This is a genomic window from Dactylosporangium sp. NPDC000521, assembly GCF_042898305.1.
GTDB lineage: Bacteria > Actinomycetota > Actinomycetes > Mycobacteriales > Micromonosporaceae > Dactylosporangium.
This window is the reverse complement of record NZ_JBIAYW010000003.1, coordinates 115,724-134,471: the sequence shown is the minus strand read 5'-3', so window position 1 is coordinate 134,471 and position 18,748 is coordinate 115,724. Positions and strand designations below refer to the sequence as shown.

Sequence of the window (18,748 nt, the reverse complement as noted above, 5' to 3'; positions counted from 1 at the left end):
CCCGACCTGCGACGGCACTACAGAGGCGGGACGAAGGTGCCGACGCCATCCAAGCGCGGCAACACGTGGACGTGCACCGCGACGCCACATGGCCGCTCGGCGACCTTGCCATGCGAGACGCAGCCCAGCGGCACGCCGGAGCGGGACCAAAGGCATCGACGCCGTCCAGGCGTACGTGGCAGTGCGCGGCAACGCGTGGACATGCACCGCAGCGCGACGTCGCGTCTCAGCGGCCTTGCCGTGCGTGATCCGGCCGGGCAGCACAACACGGGCGCGGCCGGTGGCGGTGACAACACACGACGGCCCGACAGCACGACAGCACGTGGAATGCACCGCGACACGACTTCGCAGCTCAGCAAGCTTGCCATGCGAGACCCAACCCGACAGCACAAACCGCGTGCGACCGGGAACCGGTGACGACGCACGACAGCGTGGCAGCGCCCGGCAACGCGGCAACTTGCACCGCGGCGGGGCGTTGCAGCTCAGCGAGATTGCCGGGCGGGACACGGTCAGGCGGCGCGGCGCGGGTGTGGCCGGTGGTGGTGCCGACCTGCGCGAGACCCGGCGCGGGCGTGCGGGACCTGGGTGGCGATGCGGGCGGCGAGAAGCCGGCCGTGACCGACGTGACCTTCGACCCCGAGGCGAAGCGACCCGCGGATCCGGGTGCACCGGGACCGGCGGCCGTCCGAAGGACGGGTGGCGCGGTCAGCCGTAGCGTTCGGTCCGGATGCTTCTGGTGTCGTGGCCGAGGGCGACCATGATGTCGGCGACGGTCTCCACGAAGCCGGTCGGGCCGCAGACGAAGACCGCGGGGGCGAAGTCGGCCGGCCAGGCGTGGGTGTTGACGTCGGCGACGCCGACCCGGGAGCCGCGCACCCTGGTGTGGACGAACCGCACGTCGAGACCGCGGTCGTCACGGGCGCGCTGCCGGAGCTCGTCGGCGTAGATGACGTCCTGCGGGGTGCGCACCGAGTAGAGCAGCCGGAACGGGGTCCGCACGCCGTGTGCCGCCCGGGACCGGATCATCGCCATCAGCGGGACGATGCCGGAGCCGCCCGCGACCAGCTGCACCGGCGCGGGGTCGGTGTGCCGCCACACGAACCAGCCGCCGACCGGCCCGCGCAGCTCGATGGGCTGCCCGATGTCGTAGACGTCGGCGAGGAACGGGCTGACCTCGCCGTCGTCGAGCCGCTGCACGGTGATCTCCAGGGCACCCGCTGCGGCGGGACCCGACGCCGACGCGATCGAATAGCTGCGCTGTGCCGTGTACCCGTCCTCGGCGGTCAACCGCACGTCGACATGCTGGCCCGGTAGGTGCCCCGGCCAGTCCGGCACATCGAAGACCAGGGTCCGCGCCGACGACGTCTCCCAGCGCGCCGCCGTCAGCGTCGCCTTCCGCCAGGTCAGTCGCCCTCCGCTGCGCTCCGGCCGCCTGACCTCCGGACTGTGCCCATGCTGCACGGCTCCTCCGCTCCGCTCCAGACCGTTCAGTCGCCCTGGTACCGCTGCTCGCGCCATGGGTCTCCGTAGTCGTGGTAGCCGGCCGTCTCCCAGAAGCCCGGCTCGTCCTCCAGCATCAGCCGCAGGCCGTGCACCCACTTCGCGGACTTCCAGAAGTACAGGTGCGGGACGAGCAGCCGCGCGGGGCCGCCGTGCTCGGGGGTGAGCGGCTCGTCGTCGTAGCGGTAGGCCACCCACGCCTGGCCGTCGAGGAGGTCTTCCAGGGGGAGGTTGGTGGTATACCCGTCGTAGGAGTGCGCCATCACGAAGTCGGCGGCCGACTCGACGTCCTCCATGAGTGTGTCGATCGACACGCCCCGCCAGCCGGTCCCCAGCTTCGACCACTTGGTGACGCAGTGGATGTCGACGGTGACGTCCTCGTGTGGCAGCGCGGTGAACTCCGCCCACGTCCACGTCGTCTGCGCCCCGGACTCGGTGGTGATGACGAACTCCCACCGGTCCGTGCTCAACCGAGGCGTCGGCCCGGCGGACAGCACAGGGAAGTCATGGGCGAGATACTGCCCCGGCGGCAGGTCAGGCTCCTGCGCCCGCCGCTTGCCAGCAAACCCCGGGGTCACGAAACTCATGCAGCCATCCTGCCCCAGCCACAACCCCACGCCATCAGTCAAAAGACTGGTCAGCGCGTGACGTGAGGCAGCCCACGGTCGTGTCCAGCTCAGCCTGCGCGCCGAGCACCACCGTCTCCTGCCCGGCCCCGTGCCCGATCCGCAGCCCGCCCAGCACCGGCACCCCCAGACCGCCGAGAAACGCGCGCAGCACGTCCACGACCGTCGGTCCCGCGCCCACGCAGTCCGTGAACTGCCCCACAGCCACCCCCGCGACGCCTTCGAACGCGCCCGCCCGCCGCAGGTGCGTCAGCATCCGGTCCACCCGGTACGGTGCCTCGCCGACGTCCTCCAGCACCATGATCTTCCCGGTGAACGAGGGCATGTCGACGGTGCCTGCCGTGCTGGCCAGCATCGAGAGGTTCCCGCCCAGCAGCACCCCACGGACCACCGGGCCGGGCACCGTCACCGCGCTCGTCTCCTCGTCGTCGCTCGCGTACGACCGCAGCGGCCCCGACGTGAACAGCGCGGCCCGCAACGACTCCGCCGAGGAGGCCGGCAGGCGGTCGTCGAACCACGCACCGCCCGGCCCGTGCACGCTCGCCCACCCGGCCCGCCGCCACACCGCGAGCTGCAGCGCGGTGATGTCGGAGAACCCGACCAGATGCCTCGGCCCGCCCAGGCGCAGCCCGTCGACGACGCGTTGTGCGCCGTACCCGCCTCTCGTACACACGACGGCGCGGATCTCGGGATCCTCGAACGCGTCGTTGAGGTCGCTGAGCCGGTCGTCGTCGGACCCGGCCAGGTAACCGCTCCGGTCGAACACGTGCCGGCCCGCGCGGACCTGAAGCCCCCAGCCCGACAGCAGCTCGATGCCGCGGGCCACCCGGTCCGGCCTGGTCGGGCCCGACGGTGACACCAGTCCGACCACGTCTCCGCGTCGCAGCTCTCGCACGCCGTTATTGTCGGGTCGTGACGATCGAAGGGTCCCCGCGGGGACGGGTGGCGCTCGTGGTGGAGAACGACCCCAGCGACGGCCTGGCGCGCCTCGGCGGCTGGCTGACCGGCGGCGGCCTGGAGCTGGCCGTCGTCCGCCCGCACGCCGGTGAGGAGCTGCCCGCCGACCTGGAGGGGTATGCCGCGCTCGTCGTGCTCGGCGGCGAGCAGGACGCGTTCCCCGGGCCCGGCGGGGAGCGGGCCGCGCCGTGGTTCGCCCAGCTGGAAGGCCTGCTGCGCAAAGCGGTCCGGCACAAGGTGCCGACCCTCGCGATCTGCCTGGGCGCGCAGCTGCTCGCGCAGGCACACGGCGGCACGGTCGAGCGCAGCTCCGCCGGCCCGGAGATCGGGGTGCGGCTCGTCGCCCGCCGCGACGTCGCCGACAACGACCCGGTGTTCGCCGCGGTGCCGTTCGCCCCGGACGTGCTGCACTGGCACCGCGACGAGATCGTCGAGCTGCCCGTCACCGCGACGCTGCTCGCCGCGTCCACCCACTACCCGGTGCAGGCGTTCCGGATCGGGCCGTCCGCGTGGGGCCTGCAGTTCCACATCGAGTGCGACCTGGAGATGTTCGCCGCGTGGGCGATGGACGGCGTCGGCACGCTGGGCGAGCTCGGCATCGATCCGATCGAGCTGCTCGAGAGCGTCGAGGCGGCGCTGCCGGACGTCGCCGAGGTGTGGCAGCCGTTCGTGGAGCGGTTCGCGGCCGTCGCGCTGGGCCGGACCCCCCGCGGCGACGGCGGCCTGCGGTCCCTGCCGCTGCTGGGGCCCGCCTGATGCCCCCCGCCGGTCACCTCGCCCGGTTCGGGTTCACCGACGACGCCCGCTCCTCCGCGCTCGCCGGCCCCGAGGGGCTGCGGCTGTGGGACGCCGAGGCGCGCCGGCCCGTCGACGACGCCGCCGCGACGCTGCTCGACACGCTGTACTTCGCCGCCGACCCCGACCTGGCGCTGTTCCAGCTGCACCGGCTCGTCGAGGCGGCCGGGGAGGAGGTCCGCGAGGCCGTCCTCACCGACCGGTCGCTGCGGCAGCGGCTCATCGGGGTGCTCGGCGTGTCCGCGACCCTCGGCGACCTGCTCGTCGCCAACCCCGACGAGTGGAAGGAGCTGCGCGGCGAGCAGAACAAGCGCCCCGCCGGCTTCGCGACCCGCGACGTGTCGACCGTGCCGTCGTTGCGCAGCTCGTACCGGCGGGAGCTGCTGCGCATCGTCGCGGCCGACCTGACGGGTGCTGCGGACGTCGACGTCACGATGCGCCGCCTCACCGAGCTCGCCGACGCCACACTGGCCGCCGCCCTGGCGATCGTCCAGGTCGAGCACCCGTCCTTCGCCGACGTCTGCACGTTGTCGGTCGTCGCGATGGGCAAGTGCGGCGGGCGGGAGCTCAACTACGTCAGCGACGTCGACGTCGTGTTCGTCTGCGAGCCGGTCGGCGGCGCCGACGTCGAGGCCGCGATGCGGGCCGGCAGCACCCTCGCCGCCGGGATGATGGAGATCTGCGGCTTCGTCGCCTGGCCCGTCGACGCCGCCCTGCGCCCCGAGGGCAGCCGAGGTGCGCTGGTGCGGACCGTCGCCTCGCACCTCGCGTACTACCGCAAGTGGGCGAAGACGTGGGAGTTCCAGGCGCTGCTGAAGGCCCGGCCCGCCGCCGGCGACCTGGAGCTCGGCGCCCGCTGGCTGGCGGAGCTGCAGCCGCTGATCTGGTCCGCCGCCGAGCGCCCCGAGGCCGTCGACGAGGTCCGCGCGATGCGCCGCCGGATCATCGAGCAGATCCCGCGCAGCGAGCTCGACCGGGAGATCAAGCGCGGCCCGGGCGGGCTGCGCGACATCGAGTTCGCGGTGCAGCTGCTGCAGCTCGTCCACGGCCGCGCCGACGAGTCGCTGCGCACCCCGACCACGATCGCCGGCCTGCGGGCCCTCATCGAGGGCGGGTACGTCGGCCTCGCCGACGGTGAGGCGCTGCTGCGCGCGTACCGGTTCCTGCGCACCGTCGAGCACCGCCTCCAGCTGCAGCGCCTCCGGCGCACCCACACGGTGCCCGACGACCCGGCCGCGCTGCGCTGGCTCGCGCACGCCCTCGGCTACCGTCCCAACGCCGCGCGCGACGCCGTCGAGTCCTTCAGGGCCGACTGGGTCCGGCACGCGCAGGAGGTACGGCGGCTGCACGCGAAACTCCTCTACCGTCCGCTGCTGGAGGCGGTCGCCCGGGTCCCCAGCGAGCAGCTGCGGCTCACCGCGACCGCCGCCATGGCCCGCCTCGAACTGCTCGGCTTCGCCGACCCGGCCGGGGCGCTGCGCCACATCGAGTCCCTCACCGGCGGTGTCTCCCGCACCGCGGCGATCCAGCGGCAGCTCCTGCCGGTCCTGCTCAGCGAGTTCGCCGACGCCCCCGAGCCCGACCGCGGGCTGCTGGCCTACCGGCAGGTCTCCGACAAACTCGGCAACACCCCCTGGTACCTGCGGCTCCTGCGCGACGAGGGCCCGGTCGCGCTGCGCCTGGCCCGGCTGCTCGCCCTGTCCCGCTACGTCACCGAGCTGCTCGTCCACGACCCGGAGGCGCTGCGGCTGCTCGCCGACGACGCCGAGCTCGTCCCGCGCACCGCCGCCCAGCTCGCGACGCAGTTCGCCGCCGCCGCGGCCCGCCACGACCACCCCGAGACCGCGATCAACGCCGTCCGCGCCTCCCGCCGCCGCGAGCTCTTCCGCATCGCCTGCGCCGACCTGCTCGGCTTCCTCGACGTCTCCGCCGTCGGCGAGGCCCTGTCCGCCGTCATCGACGCCACGCTGCGGGCGACCCTCGACGTCACGTCGGCGCCGGCCGCCGATCGCGGCCTCGAGTTCGCGATCATCGGCATGGGCCGGCTCGGCAGCGAGGAGACCAGCTACCCGTCGGACGCCGACGTCCTCTTCGTCTACGAACCACCGGCCGGCATGGCCGACGACGCCGCCAGCGGGCTCGCCCTCACCGTCGCCGAGGACCTGCGCCGCCTCCTCGCCCGGCCCGCCCCCGACCCGCCGCTCGGCGTCGACGCCGACCTGCGCCCCGAGGGCCGTCAGGGGCCGCTGGTGCGCAGCCTCTTCGCGTACCGGCAGTACTACGCCCGCTGGTCGAAGGTGTGGGAGGCGCAGGCCCTGCTCCGCGCCCGCCACGTCGCCGGCTCCGCGGGCCTCGGCGGACGGTTCCTGGAGCTCGCCGACACGATGCGCTTCCCTGACGGCGGCCTCACCCGCGACCAGATCCACGAGATCCGCCGCCTGAAGGCCCGCGTCGACTCCGAACGCCTCCCCCGCGGCGCCGACCCCGCCACGCACACGAAACTCGGCCGCGGCGGCCTCGCCGACGTGGAGTGGACCGTGCAGCTGCTGCAGCTCCTGCACGGCCGGACCGTCCCCGGCCTGCGCACCACCCGCACCCTGTCGGCCCTGGCCGCCGCCACCGACGCCGGCCTCGTCGACCCGGCGGACGCCGCCGCGCTGCGCGCCGGCTGGGAGCAGGCCTCGCGCGTCCGGAACCTGCTGACCCTGGTCCGCGGCCGCGCCACCGACCAGCTCCCCCGCCAGGGCCCCGACCTGGCGGCGGTGGCGAGGATCCTGGGCGGCGTGGAGCCGCAGGAGTTCCTGGACGAGTACCTGCGCGTCGCCCGCCGGGCCCGCCAGTCCGTCGAACGCGTCTTCGCGGCCTGACCCAGGGACGGGGGCGAGCATGGTGGTCTTCCGTGAGGACGAGGCGTGCCGTCAGCTGGCACGGGTCCACGGCTGGGACCCCGCCGCCCTCGACGCCGCCCGCGAGCACGCGCTGGCCCGGAACCTGCGGTGCGTGTGGGAAGGGCCGTGGAAGGCTGCCCCGGCCGGCGGCACCGGGCCCGCGGCGTGGCCGGGATCGCGCGGGACGGCACCGGGTGGGCCCGGCTGGAGGTCGCGACCAGCGCCGGCACGCCGGTCGCCCGCAGCGAGGGGGCACCGGCGTCGTGCGACACGGCGGACCTTCGATGGCTGTGCCGGACAGTACGGTGGAACTCGCCGACCCAGGTCACGATGGTGGCCGCCGTCGATCCCTACGGCTGGCGGCCGCAGGGGCTGCTGACGGTCAGCACCGCCGGCGACGCCCCGCCGCCGCCCCGCCGGGAGGCGCGCTTCCACCCGCCGCGCCGCCCGGCGTGACCCGTACGACTACATGATGCCGAGGTAGCGCTCGCGCTCGAACGGGGTGACGACGCGGCGGTACTCTTCCCACTCGGTGCGCTTGTTCTTCAGGAAGAAGTCGAAGACGTGCTCGCCGAGGACCTCGGCGACCAGCTCCGAGCCGGCCATGGCGTCGACGGCCTGGGACAGGTTCTCCGGCAGCGACTCGTAGCCGGCGGCGCGGCGCTCGCCGTCGGTGAGGGCCCACACGTCGTCCTCGGCGCCCGGGGGCAGCTCGTAGCCCTGCTCGATGCCGCGCATGCCGGCGCCGAGCATGACGGCGTAGGCGAGGTAGGGGTTCGTGGCCGAGTCGAGCGAGCGGACCTCGACGCGGGCCGAGTTGGGCTTGCCGTAGGCGGGGACGCGGACCAGGGCGGAGCGGTTCGTGTGGCCCCAGCAGACGTACGCGGGCGACTCGGTGATCCGGTTCGGCACCGACTGCGGGAAGAGCCGCTTGTAGGAGTTGACCCACTGGTTGGTGATCGCCGTGTACTCCCGCGCGTGCACCAGCAGGCCGGCGATGAACGCCTGGCCGACCTTCGACAGCTTCATCGGGTCGCTCGCGTCGTGGAACGCGTTGCGCTCGCCCTCGAACAGCGACAGGTGCGTGTGCATGCCGCTGCCGGGCTGGTCGGTGAACGGCTTCGGCATGAAGGTGGCGTGCACCCCGTGGGAGAGCGCGACCTCCTTGATGACGTGCCGGAAGGTCATGATGTTGTCGGCGGTGGTCAGCGCGTCCGCATACCGCAGGTCGATCTCCTGCTGGCCGGGCGCGACCTCGTGGTGGCTGAACTCGACCGAGATGCCGATCCGCTCCAGGGCGAGGACCGCCTGGCGGCGGAAGTCGCGGGCGACGGCGTGGGTGGTGTGGTCGAAGTAGCCGCCGGTGTCGACCGGGACCGGCAGCGAGCCGTGCTCACCCAGCGACTCGAGCAGGAAGAACTCGATCTCGGGGTGGGTGTAGAAGGTGAAGCCCTTCTCCGCCGCCCGCGACAGGGCCCGGCGCAGCACGTGGCGCGGGTCGGCCCACGACGGCGAGCCGTCGGGCAGGGTGATGTCGCAGAACATGCGGGCGCTCTCCCCCGACATGCCACCCTCGAACGGGAACACCTGGAACGTGGTCGGGTCCGGCTTCGCGACCATGTCCGACTCGTACACCCGGGCGAAGCCCTCGATCGCCGAGCCGTCGAAGCCGATGCCCTCCTCGAACGCCGACTCCAGCTCGGCCGGCGCGACCGACACGCTCTTCAGCGTGCCGAGCACGTCGGTGAACCACAGACGTACGAAGCGGATGTCGCGCTCTTCGAGCGTCCGGAGCACGAACTCCTGCTGACGGTCCACGGTGGTTCCCCCACGAGCTGCGGTATTCGGCTGATTCGGGCAAGTCTCGCCCGGACGTATTACGCCCAAGTTACCGGACCAGCCCATCCTGCCCCGCACTGGAGTGAACGTCACAGGAGCACCGGGTCCGGCGTTGGTCCACACTTGAGGCATGCCACGGTTGCGCCTCGCGCTCGCCCAGATCGACCCGACCGTCGGGGACCTCCCCGGCAACTCGTCCCTGGTGCACGGCTGGACCAGCAAGGCCGCCGGTGCGGGCGCGCACGTCGTCGCGTTCCCGGAGATGATGCTGACCGGGTATCCGGTCGAGGACCTCGTGTTCCGCCGGTCCTTCGTCGCCGCCTCCAAGCGGGCCGTCGCCGACCTCGCCGCCCAGCTCGCGACCGACGGCCTCGGCGAGACCGTCGTCATCGTCGGCTATCTCGACGCCGACGAGGTCGGCCCGCGCAACGCGCTCGCGGTGCTGCACCGCGGCGCGCAGGTCGCCACGTACTTCAAGCACCACCTGCCCAACTACGGCGTCTTCGACGAGGACCGTTACTTCGAGCCGGGTGACTCGCTCACCGTCATCCGGGTCGGCGGGGTCGACATCGCCCTCACCATCTGTGAGGACCTGTGGCAGGAGGGCGGCCCGTTCGCGGTCGCCGCGGCCGCGAAGGTCGGCCTGGTCGTCAACATCAACGGCTCGCCGTACGAGCTGAACAAGGACGACACCCGCCTGGCGCTCGTCGCCCGCCGGGCCGCGGAGGCCCGGGCGACCGTCGCCTACGTCAACACCGTCGGCGCGCAGGACGAGCTGGTCTTCGACGGCGACTCGATGGTCGTGCGCCCCGACGGGTCGCTGATCGCCCGGGCGCAGCAGTTCGCCGAGCAGCTCATGGTGCTCGACCTGGACCTGCCCGCCGCGGAGCCGGCCCCGCCCGTCGTCGAGGACGCCGAGATGCGGGTCGTCAACGTCCTCATCTCCGACAGCGTCATGGCGAGCGACCAGCCGGCGCCCGCCCCGGAGATCGCCGCCCGCGTCACCGACGAGGCCGAGATCTGGCAGGCGCTCGTCCTCGGCCTGCGGGACTACGTGCGCAAGAACGGCTTCCGCGGCGTCGCGGTCGCCCTCTCCGGCGGCATCGACTCCGCCGTCGTCACCGCCATCGCCTGCGACGCCCTCGGCCCGGACAACGTCACCGCGGTGTCGCTGCCGAGCGCCCACTCCTCGCAGCACTCCAAGGACGACGCCGAGGACATGGCCCGCCGCACCGGCCTGGACTACCGGGTCGAGCCGATCCAGCCGATGGTCGACGGCTTCCTGGCCAACATGGCGCTGTCCGGCCTCGCCATGGAGAACCTGCAGGCCCGCGTCCGCGGCGTCGTCATGATGGCCATCTCCAACCAGGAGGGCCCCCTCGTCCTCACCACCGGCAACAAGAGCGAGCTCGCGGTCGGGTATTCCACGCTGTACGGCGACTCCGTCGGTGCGTTCAACCCGCTGAAGGACGTGCCGAAGACGCTGGTCTGGAAGCTCGCCCGCTGGCGCAACGAGGAGGCCGAGCGCCGCGGCGACGTGCCGCCGATCCCCGAGCGCTCCATCACCAAACCGCCGAGCGCCGAGCTGCGCCCCGGCCAGCTCGACTCCGACTCGCTCCCCGACTACGAGGTCCTCGACGCCATCCTCGCCGGCTACGTCGACGGCGACCTCGGCCGCGACGACCTGATCGCCGCCGGCCACGACCCCGCCGTCGTCGACCGCATCCTGCGCCTGGTCGACCTCGCCGAGTACAAGCGCCGCCAGAGCGCCCCCGGCACGAAGATCTCCATCAAGGCCTTCGGCCGCGACCGGCGCCTCCCCATCACCAACCGCTTCCGGGAGACCCCCTCCTGACGCCACCGCTTGGCTGGGCCGGTTATGTCGGCTCGCTGCGCTCCCCGACATAACCGAAATTTCGGATATGTTCGCGCAGCGGACATGTCCGGGGAGATTCCGCGCAGCCGACTCATCGCGGGCGGCCGGAGCCCCGGGCCTCACGGCGCAGAGGATCCGCCGCCACGGACGCGACACAGTGCACAAGCCGGCGCCACGGCGCAGGCCGGACCCGATCGCAGTCGCCATCGACACCGCCGGGCCCACAGCACATCGACCCTCTCCTCGCAGCGGACGGGCGGGGCCGGTTATGTCGGCTCGCTCCGCTCCCCGACATAACCGAAATTTCGGGTATGTTCGCGCAGCGGACATACCCGGGGAGAGGCCGTGCGGCGGACATATCCGGGGAGAAGCCGTGCGGCGAACCTGTCGGCGAGGATCCGCACCACAAGCGCGACAGACCTGCGGCGACGACGCCAGGTCGCCGCTCCGCGCCGTTCGCTCCGACACGACGCCGAGTCGGGGTGGCCGCGGAATGCACGCGTGAGCGGCATCCTGCCGCGCGTCAGCGCAGGCAGTGCGCCGCGCAGCGGCGCATTGGGGTGCGGGTGAGAATCCCCGCCGGGACCCGCCGCGCCAGCGGTGGGGGCGGAAGCGCGGTGACCTCGGCCTGCCGCGCCAGCGGCGGGCCGAGCTCAGTGAGATTCAGCATCCGCCCTGCCGGAAGGCGGAATGCGGTGCGACCATCGGGGGGTAAGGCCCGGGGACCCCACGACGGGGCCTCGAGGAACCCGAAGGAGGACAGTGATGTCCGAGGTTCAGTCGCTGTACGGCGGTGCCGTCAACCGCCGGGTGCGCACCAGGGACCTGCTCGCCGCCAAGGAGCGCGGGGAGCGGTGGCCGATGCTGACGTCGTACGACCAGTACACGGCGGGCATCTTCGACGAGGCCGGCATCCCGGTCCTGCTGGTCGGTGACTCGGCCGCCAACAACGTGTACGGCTACGCCTCGACCGTGTCGGTCACCGAGGACGAGCTGCTGCCCCTCGTCAGGGCCGTGGTCCGGTCCACGAAGCGGGCGCTCGTCGTCGGTGACCTGCCGTTCGGCTCGTACGAGGAGGGGCCGGCGCAGGCGCTGCGGACCGCGGTGCGGTTCATGAAGGAGGGCGGCTGTCACGCCGTCAAGCTGGAGGGTGGCGTGCGGGTCGCGCCGCAGATCGCCGCGCTGACCGGGGCCGGGATTCCGGTGATGGCGCACATCGGGTTCACGCCGCAGAGCGAGCACACCATCGGCGGGTACCGGGTGCAGGGCCGCGGGGACGCCGCCGACGAGGTGGTCGCGGACGCGCACGCGGTCGCGGATGCCGGCGCGTTCGCGGTGGTCCTGGAGATGGTGCCGGGTGAGGTCGCGAAGCGCGTCACCCACGAGCTGCGGATCCCCACGGTCGGCATCGGCGCGGGCGCCGAGACCGACGCGCAGGTGCTCGTCTGGCAGGACATGGCGGGGCTGCGCACCGGCAGGACGCCGCGGTTCGTGAAGCAGTACGCGGACCTGGCCGGCGTCCTCGGCGACGCGACCCGGGCGTTCGCCGACGAGGTGCGCTCCGGGGTCTTCCCGGCCCAGGAGCACACCTTCTAGCGGTCCGCCCGGGGAACACGTCCTCCAGCGGTCCGCGGGGCAGCAGCCCGTACAGAAGCGGCAAACGCGAACGTCGGAACGTGAAGTGCGTGACCGGCTGGCGCAGGTCCTGCGACATCTGCGCCAGTTCGGTCGCGCTGCCCTGACAGGCCGCTACAGCGAGACCTCGAGCTTCTCCAGGCCTCTGATCACGAACCCCGGCTTCCACTGCGGCTCCCGTTCCAGCCGCAGGCCGGGCGCCTTCGCCAGCAGCGCGCCGAACGACGCGGCGAGCTCGATCCGCGCGAGCGGGGCGCCCAGGCAGTAGTGGATTCCGGCGCCGAAGGAGATGTGCGGGTTGTCGCGGCGCTCGATGTCCAGGCGCTCCGGGTCGCTGAACACGGCCGGGTCGTGGTTCGCCGAGCCGAACAGCAGCGCCACCTCCTGGCCTTTGCGAATGGTGTGCCCGCGCACCTCGATGTCCTCGAGCACCCACCGTTCGAACATCTGCAGCGGCGTGTCGTAGCGCATCAGTTCTTCGAGCGCCGTCGGTACCAGTGCGGTATTTGTCCGAAGTTTTTGCAGTTGCTCCGGATTGCGGAACAGGGCCCACCATCCGTTGCCCGTCACATTGACGGTCGCCTCATGCCCGGCGTTGAGCAGCAGCACACAGGTGCCGATGAGCTCGTCCTCGCTGAGGCCTTCGACCGCGGTGAGGGCGCTGATCAGGTCGTCCTGCGGGTCGCCGGCGCGACGCCGGGCCAGGGTGCGCAGGTAGTCGGAGAACTCCTCCGCGGCGCGGACCGCCGCGGCCGCCGTCTCCCGCGGCGGATTCAGCTCGTACATGCCGCAGATCGCCGCCGACCAGGGTCGCAGCAGGTGCCGGTCCGGCTCGGGAATGCCGAGCAGCTCGGCGATGACGGTCACCGGGAGCGGCTCGGCGACCTCCGCGATCAGGTCACCGCCGCCCTTGGCGACGAACGCGTCGACGAGGCCGTCGGCGAGCCGCTGCACCACGGGGCGCAGCGCCTCGACCCGCCGCGGCGTGAACGCCTGCGACACGAGCCGCCGCAGCCGGGTGTGGTCCGGCGGCTCGCGGTCGAGCATGCCGTTGTTGTTGAGCTTCCAGAACGGGTCGTCCTCCGCCGGCGGCGGCGTGCGCCCCATCTCCTCGTGCGTGGCGACGTGCAGGTAGGTGCGGCCGAGCCGGCGGTCCCGCAGCAGCGCGTTGACGTCCTCGTGCCGCGACACGAGGAACTGGCCGCTCGGCTCGAACCAGACGACCGGGTCCTGCTCCCGCAGCCGCCGGTACGCGTCGTAAGGGTGCGCGACGAACGCCGGCGACCACGGGTCGAAGGTGCTCACAGGTCCGTCACCCGCACGCCGGCGTGAACCTTGTACCGCTTGTTGATCGCGATCAGGTTGGCCGTGAGCGCCTCCACCTGCCCCGCGTTGCGCAACCGCCCCGCGAACACGCCCCGCATGCCGTCGACCTTCTCGGCGATGGCCTGCACCTGCAGCGCCGCGTCGCGGTCGTCGCCGAGGACGAGCACGTCCAGGTCGATCTTCGCGATCTCCGGGTCGGTCAGCAGCGCGGCGCTGACGTGGTGGAACGCGGCGCACACCCGCGCCTCCGGCAGCAGCGTCGCCGCCTGCTCGGCGGCGCTGCCCTCGGCCACCGGCAGCGAGTACGGCCCCTGCTTGTCGAACCCGAGCGGGTTGACACAGTCGACCACGATCTTGCCGCCGGTCAGGTGCGGCGCCAGCTCGGCGACCGTCGACTCGTGGCCCTCCCACGGCACCGCGATGACCACGACGTCGGCCTGGCAGGCGAAGGTGTTGTCGCCGCCCTCCGCCTGCTGCTGGACACCCGGCAGCGCGTTGAGCTCCTCGGCGGCCTGCGCCCCGCGCTCCGTGGAACGCGAACCGAGGACGACCCGCAGGCCGGCCCTGGCGAACCGGTACGCGAGCCCGCGCCCCTGCGGGCCGGTGCCGCCGATGATGCCGATCCGCAGCGCCGAGACGTCGGGCAGTTCGATCTGGTCGTAGGTCATGACTCAAGTCTTACCGTGCTGAAGAGCACCTTGCGGCTGGCGGGGTCCGCAGCTGTGAGGATTACCCGGATCCGCTCCCCCAGCGGCAGCCCGTCGCCCTCGCAGCGGGCCCGGACCGGCGGCTCGTCGAGGGCGATGTCCGCCCGGTGCTTCTCGACGTCCAGCACCGCCGCGTCGAACTCCTCCCCGATGCGGTGCTGCAGCAGGACGGCCTCCACGAGGTCGACCGCGCCCCGCTCGGCGGCGTTGGCGACCCGGTCGGTGCGGCTCATGACCTCCGGCAGCCGGGGCAGCGCCTCCCGCGCCCACCCCGGCACCTCGGTGCCGTTGTGCAGGGCCAGGCAGACCTCGGTGACATACCGGTCGGCGAGCCGCCGCAGCGGTGCGGTGACGTGGGCGTACGGGGCGGCGACGGCACCGTGCAGCGGCTGCTCCGGCCGCGCGCCGTCGAACGGGGTGTAGCCGGCGCCGCGCATCATCTCGGCGGCCTGGTCGATGAGCGCCGCCGCCCGCGGGTCCATCGGGTCGAGCGCCGCGATGACCTCACCCGGACCCTGCCCTTCGGGCCACTCCAGACGCAGCGCCTTCGCCGCCAGCCGCAGCTTGCGCACCGCCTCCTCCTCCGGCGGCGGCATGGTGCGCAGCAGCCCGACGCCGTGCTCGAGCATGATCTGCGCGGCGGCCATGCCCGTCAGCAGCGAGATCTGCGCGTTGTACTCCTCGACCGGCACCGGCCCGCGGATGGCGAGCCGCCAGCCGTCGCCGTCGGGCTCGATCTCCTGCTCGGGCATCGGCAGGTTGATCGCCCCGCGCTCCAGGCCCTTCTGTACCAGCAGCTTGCCGATCTCCGGCAGGCTCGCGATCGACGGGTGCACGGTGCCGGCGTCGACATCGCGCTGGACCTGCTCGTAGCTGAGCTTCGCGCGGCTGCGGACGGTCGCCCTGCGCACGTCGACCGCCGTGGTGGTGCCGCTCTGGTCGATGTCGATCGTCCACAGCACGGCCGGCCGGTCCTGGTCCGGCAGCAGGCTGGCGGCGCCCTCGCTGAGCACCGCCGGGTGCAGCGGGACCTTGCCGTCCGGCAGGTACACCGTCTGCCCCCGCCGCCAGCTCTCCTGCTCGATCGCGGGCGCGCCGCTGGTGAACGCGGCGACGTCGGCGATGGCGTAGTACACCCGATAGCCGCCGTCGGTGCGCTCCAGGAGCAGCGCCTGGTCGAGGTCCTTGGACGTCGGGGGGTCGATCGTCACGAACTCGAGCGCCGTGCGGTCCTCCCGGTCGTCGTGCGGGTCCTTGGCGGCGGCTTCCGCCTCCCGGTCGGCCGCGTCGGGGAAGCCGGTGGGCAGGTCGAGCTCTCGGCGCAGCCCGGAGAAGTCGATGCGGGCGGCTCGGATACGTCGTAAGGCCACGGCACAGTCTTACCACCGGCACCCCGTCACACGGCAGCGCCACGGCCCTTCGTGCGGACCGTGGCGCTGCTGTGGCTGGTTCCTGTCGTTACCGGCTGCCTGCCGGCCGCGTGCCTGCCGCGCCCTTACGGGCGGGCGAGGCTCGCCCAGTCCTCGGGCGTCATGCTCGAGGCCTCTTCGACGTTGTTGCCGTTCTCGCGGCCGGGGATCGCCTCGGTGGCGGCGCCACCGGCGGGCGCCATCGAGGCACCCTCGACGTCACCGGCGCTGCCCGCGTCGAGCCCACCCTCGGACACGACGGCCGGCGGGGTCGCCGCCTCCACCGTCTCGGCGGCTGGCGCGCTCTGCGTGCCGGCTTCCGGCGTGGCCGGTTCCTGGGCCGGGGCTGGCGTTTCGGGGGCCTCCCGCTCCGCCGCCGCGGTCGTGCTCGGCGCCGCCTTGGTGGCCTTGCTCGGCGTGGCCTTGCTGGCCGCGGTCTTGCTCGGCGTGGCCTTCTTGGCCGCGGCCTTGGTGGCCTTGGCCGTCTTCGCCGGGGCCTGCGCCGCTGCCGACTCGGTCGCTGCCTTGTCGGTCGCCGCCGGCTCGGTCGTCGCCGGGGCCGCCTCGGTCGTCGCCGGGGTCGCCTCCGTCGCTGCCGGCGCGGTCTCGGCCGGCTCCGGGGTGGCCTTGGCCGCGGCGGTCTTGGCCGCCTTGGCCGGGGCTGCCTTCGCCGTCGTGGCCTTCGCCGTCTTCGCCGGGGCTGCCTTGGCCGCCTTCGCCGCCTTGGCCGGGGCCGCCTTCGCCGCGGTCTTGCTCGGCGCCGCCTTGGCGGTGGTGGCCTTGGCCGCGGGGGCCGTGGCGGTGGCGGGCGTCGCCGGCGTCTCCGCAGCGGTCGCCGCCGTGCTCGTGGCCGTGGCCGCCTTCGCCGGGGCCGCCTTGGCACCGGTCGACTTCGCGGCGGTCGCCTTCGCGGTCTTCGCCGGGGCCGTCTTCGTGGCCGGGGCGGCCTTGGCGGTGGTCGCCTTGGCAGCCGTCGACTTGGCGGTGGTCGCCTTGGCAGCTGCCTTCGCCGGGGCCGCCGCCGTCTTGGCCGGGGCCGCCTTCGCCGCCGTAGCCTTCGCCGTCTTCGCGGGGGCCGCCTTCGCCGCCGTGGCCTTCGCCGTCTTCGCGGGAGCCGCCTTCGCCGTGGCCTTGGCCGCCGTCGACTTCGCGGCGGTGGCCTTGCTCGCCGTGGCCTTCGTGGCCGCGGGCGTCGCCTTGGCCGTGGCCGCCTTCGCCGGAGCCGCCTTCGCCGTGCTCTTCGCAGCGGTGGCCTTCGCCGCCGTCGCCTTCGCAGCGGTGGACTTGGCAGCCGACTTGGCCGGAGCCTTCGCCGGGGCCGCCTTGGCGGTGGCCGCCTTCGCGGCGGTGGCCTTCGCGGTCTTCGCCGGGGCAGCCTTCGCCGCCGTGGCCTTGGCCGTCTTGGCCGGGGCAGCCTTCGCCGCCGTGGCCTTGGCCGTCTTGGCCGGGGCAGCCTTCGCCGCCGTGGCCTTGGCCGTCTTCGCCGGAGCCGCCTTCGCCGTGGCCTTGGCCGCCGTCGACTTCGCGGCGGTCGACTTCGCGGCGGTGGCCTTGCTCGCCGTGGCCTTCGTGGCCGCGGGCGCCGCCTTGGCCGTGGCCGCCTTCGCCGGAGCCGCCTTCGCCGTGCTCTTCGCAGCGGTGGACTTGGCAGCCGACTTCGCCGGAGCCTTCGCCGGGGCCGCCTTGGCGGTGGTCGCCTTGGCGGCGGTGGCCTTCGCGGTCTTCGCGGGGGCCGCCTTGGCAGTGGCCTTCGCTGCCTTCGCCGGAGCCGCCTTCGCCGTGGCCTTGGCCGCCGTCGACTTCGCGGCGGTCGACTTCGCGGCGGTGGCCTTGCTCGCCGTGGCCTTCGTGGCCGCGGGCGTCGCCTTGGCCGTGGCCGCCTTCGCCGGAGCCGCCTTCGCCGTGCTCTTCGCAGCGGTGGCCTTCGCCGCCGACTTCGCCGGAGCCGCCTTGGCGGTGGTGGCCTTCGCGGTCTTCGCGGGGGCCGCCTTCGTCGCCGTGGACTTCACGGCCGCCTTGGCGGGGGCCGACTTGGCCGCGGTGGTCTTCGCCGGGGCCGCCTTCGCCGTGGACTTGGCAGCGGTGGCCTTGGTAGCCGCGGTCTTGGCCGGAGTCGCCTTCGCCGTCGTGGCCTTGGTGCCGGTGGACTTCGCTGCCGGGGTCGCCTTGGCCGTCGTCGACTTGGTGGCTGCCGTCTTGGCGGGCGCCGCCGCCTTGGCCGTGGTGGCCTTCGCCGCCGTCGACTTCGCGGCCGGGGTCGCCTTAGCCGTGGTGGCCTTCGCCGCCGTCGACTTCGCCGCCGGGGTCGCCTTAGCCGTGGTGGCCTTCGCCGTGGCCGTCTTCGCCGCTGTGGACTTCGCGGCCGGGGTTGCCTTCGCGGTGGTGGCCTTCGCCGCCGTCGACTTCGCGGCCGGGGTCGCCTTCGCCGTGGCCGTCTTCGCCGCCGTGGACTTCGCGGCCGGGGTTGCCTTCGCGGTGGTGGCCTTGGCTGCCGTCGACTTCGCGGCCGGGGTGGCCGTGGTCGCCTTCGCCGCCGTGGACCTCGCGGCGGGGGTGGCCTTCGCCGTCGTCGCGTCGGCGGTCGTGGCCTTCGCGGCGGGGGTCGCCGACCTCGTCGTGGCCCGGCCGGTCGTGGACCTCGCCGCCGCCGACTTCGCCGCGGGGGTCTTCGCCACGGAGGCGCCCGTCGACTTGGCCGCCGGGGTCTTCGCGGTGGTGGCACCCGTTGCCTTCGCTGCCGGGGTGGCCGACTTCGCCGCCGCCGACTTCGCCGCCGGGGTCTTCGCCGCGGAGGCGCCCGTCGACTTGGCCGCCGGGGTCTTCGCGGTCGTGGTGTCCGTGGCCTTCGCCGCCGGGGTCTTCGCCGCGGTGGCACCCGTTGCCTTCGCTGCCGGGGTGGCCGACCTCGCCGCCGCCGACCTCGCCGCCGGGGACTTCGCCGCGGAGGCGCCCGACGTCTTGGCCGCCGGGGTCTTCGCGGTCGTGGTGTCCGTGGCCTTCGCCGCCGGGGTCTTCGCCGCGGTGGCATCCGTTGCCTTGGCTGCCGGGGTGGCCGACTTCGCCGCCGCCGACTTCGCCGCGGAGGCGCCCGTCGACTTGGCCGCCGGGGTCTTCGCGGTCGTGGTGTCCGTGGCCTTCGCCGCCGGGGTCTTCGCCGCGGTGGCATCCGTTGCCTTGGCTGCCGGGGTGG

General features: G+C 73.5%; 15 protein-coding genes. 6 read left to right on the top strand and 9 right to left on the bottom strand.

From position 1 onward, the window contains the following. Positions 1 to 705: 705 nt before the first annotated feature. The 3 genes from ACFY3L_RS10795 to ACFY3L_RS10785 are packed head-to-tail and all read right to left on the bottom strand — an operon-like array spanning position 706 to position 3,021. The gene (locus ACFY3L_RS10795; RefSeq protein WP_389321434.1) at positions 706 to 1,461 is read right to left on the bottom strand and encodes a ferredoxin reductase; all 756 of its coding nucleotides are present in this window, start codon (positions 1,459 to 1,461) and stop codon (positions 706 to 708) included. A gap of 26 nt (positions 1,462 to 1,487) precedes the next feature. Beyond that, positions 1,488 to 2,087, bottom strand: coding sequence for a sulfite oxidase-like oxidoreductase (locus ACFY3L_RS10790; RefSeq protein ID WP_389321432.1), 600 nt, complete (start codon positions 2,085 to 2,087; stop codon positions 1,488 to 1,490). 34 nt (positions 2,088 to 2,121) lie between these two features. Further along, on the bottom strand, positions 2,122 to 3,021 hold the full coding sequence (locus ACFY3L_RS10785; RefSeq protein WP_389321430.1) for an LD-carboxypeptidase: 900 nt from the start codon (positions 3,019 to 3,021) through the stop codon (positions 2,122 to 2,124). Positions 3,022 to 3,038: 17 nt separating this feature from the next. Here ACFY3L_RS10785 and ACFY3L_RS10780 point away from each other — a divergent pair, with 17 nt between their 5' ends. The 3 genes from ACFY3L_RS10780 (at position 3,039) to ACFY3L_RS10770 (ending at position 7,222) form a co-directional block, all read left to right on the top strand. Further along, positions 3,039 to 3,839 (top strand): type 1 glutamine amidotransferase, encoded by an 801-nt coding sequence (locus tag ACFY3L_RS10780; RefSeq protein ID WP_389321428.1) that lies wholly within the window; start codon positions 3,039 to 3,041, stop codon positions 3,837 to 3,839. Then, on the top strand, positions 3,839 to 6,745 hold the full coding sequence (locus ACFY3L_RS10775) for a bifunctional [glutamine synthetase] adenylyltransferase/[glutamine synthetase]-adenylyl-L-tyrosine phosphorylase (RefSeq protein WP_389321422.1): 2,907 nt from the start codon (positions 3,839 to 3,841) through the stop codon (positions 6,743 to 6,745). Before ACFY3L_RS10780 ends, ACFY3L_RS10775 begins: the two co-directional genes overlap by 1 nt. 129 nt (positions 6,746 to 6,874) lie before the next feature. Beyond that, on the top strand, positions 6,875 to 7,222 hold the full coding sequence (locus ACFY3L_RS10770) for a hypothetical protein (RefSeq protein ID WP_389321420.1): 348 nt from the start codon (positions 6,875 to 6,877) through the stop codon (positions 7,220 to 7,222). Positions 7,223 to 7,231: 9 nt separating this feature from the next. On the opposite strand, the gene glnA is transcribed toward ACFY3L_RS10770, so the two are convergent. Then, positions 7,232 to 8,584 carry a type I glutamate--ammonia ligase gene (glnA, locus tag ACFY3L_RS10765; protein ID WP_389321418.1) on the bottom strand — a complete coding sequence of 451 codons (1,353 nt, stop codon included), beginning with the start codon at positions 8,582 to 8,584 and terminating at the stop codon, positions 7,232 to 7,234. Positions 8,585 to 8,735: 151 nt separating this feature from the next. On the opposite strand from glnA, the gene ACFY3L_RS10760 reads away from it, so the two are divergent. Then, complete coding sequence (locus ACFY3L_RS10760) at positions 8,736 to 10,460, top strand: NAD+ synthase (RefSeq protein WP_389321416.1); 1,725 nt, start codon at positions 8,736 to 8,738, stop codon at positions 10,458 to 10,460. 544 nt (positions 10,461 to 11,004) lie between these two features. Here the strand turns inward: ACFY3L_RS10760 and ACFY3L_RS10755 are convergent. Further along, a complete protein-coding gene (locus ACFY3L_RS10755) occupies positions 11,005 to 11,151 on the bottom strand; it encodes a hypothetical protein (protein WP_389321414.1) in 147 nt (48 codons plus the stop codon). Between the two features lie 95 nt (positions 11,152 to 11,246). On the opposite strand from ACFY3L_RS10755, the gene panB reads away from it, so the two are divergent. Continuing rightward, on the top strand, positions 11,247 to 12,077 hold the full coding sequence (panB, locus tag ACFY3L_RS10750; protein ID WP_389321412.1) for a 3-methyl-2-oxobutanoate hydroxymethyltransferase: 831 nt from the start codon (positions 11,247 to 11,249) through the stop codon (positions 12,075 to 12,077). Positions 12,078 to 12,230: 153 nt separating this feature from the next. Here panB and ACFY3L_RS10745 read toward each other — a convergent pair whose 3' ends face one another. The 4 genes from ACFY3L_RS10745 to ACFY3L_RS10730 form a co-directional block, all read right to left on the bottom strand. Then, a complete protein-coding gene (locus ACFY3L_RS10745) occupies positions 12,231 to 13,421 on the bottom strand; it encodes a cytochrome P450 (protein ID WP_389321410.1) in 1,191 nt (396 codons plus the stop codon). After that, positions 13,418 to 14,110, bottom strand: coding sequence for an NADPH-dependent F420 reductase (gene npdG / locus ACFY3L_RS10740; RefSeq protein ID WP_389321408.1), 693 nt, complete (start codon positions 14,108 to 14,110; stop codon positions 13,418 to 13,420). The genes ACFY3L_RS10745 and npdG overlap by 4 nt, the downstream gene beginning before the upstream one ends. Further along, on the bottom strand, positions 14,107 to 15,519 hold the full coding sequence (locus tag ACFY3L_RS10735) for an RNB domain-containing ribonuclease (protein WP_389321406.1): 1,413 nt from the start codon (positions 15,517 to 15,519) through the stop codon (positions 14,107 to 14,109). Before ACFY3L_RS10735 ends, npdG begins: the two co-directional genes overlap by 4 nt. 125 nt (positions 15,520 to 15,644) lie before the next feature. Next, positions 15,645 to 15,842 (bottom strand): hypothetical protein, encoded by a 198-nt coding sequence (locus ACFY3L_RS10730; RefSeq protein WP_389321404.1) that lies wholly within the window; start codon positions 15,840 to 15,842, stop codon positions 15,645 to 15,647. A 100-nt stretch (positions 15,843 to 15,942) separates the two neighbouring features. Here ACFY3L_RS10730 and ACFY3L_RS10725 point away from each other — a divergent pair. Beyond that, positions 15,943 to 18,748 (top strand): hypothetical protein (locus tag ACFY3L_RS10725; protein ID WP_389321402.1); only part of this gene is annotated, 2,806 nt, incomplete at its 3' end.

What these genes read in the sequence shown, in the direction of transcription:
- ACFY3L_RS10790 (WP_389321432.1), bottom strand. Translation starts at nt 2,087, where the DNA reads ATGAGTTTCGTGACCCCGGGGTTTGCTGGCAAGCGGCGGGCGCAGGAG.
- ACFY3L_RS10775 (WP_389321422.1), top strand. Translation starts at nt 3,839, where the DNA reads ATGCCCCCCGCCGGTCACCTCGCCCGGTTCGGGTTCACCGACGACGCC.
- npdG (WP_389321408.1), bottom strand. Translation starts at nt 14,110, where the DNA reads ATGACCTACGACCAGATCGAACTGCCCGACGTCTCGGCGCTGCGGATC.
- panB (WP_389321412.1), top strand. Translation starts at nt 11,247, where the DNA reads ATGTCCGAGGTTCAGTCGCTGTACGGCGGTGCCGTCAACCGCCGGGTG.
- ACFY3L_RS10755 (WP_389321414.1), bottom strand. Translation starts at nt 11,151, where the DNA reads ATGCTGAATCTCACTGAGCTCGGCCCGCCGCTGGCGCGGCAGGCCGAG.
- ACFY3L_RS10760 (WP_389321416.1), top strand. Translation starts at nt 8,736, where the DNA reads ATGCCACGGTTGCGCCTCGCGCTCGCCCAGATCGACCCGACCGTCGGG.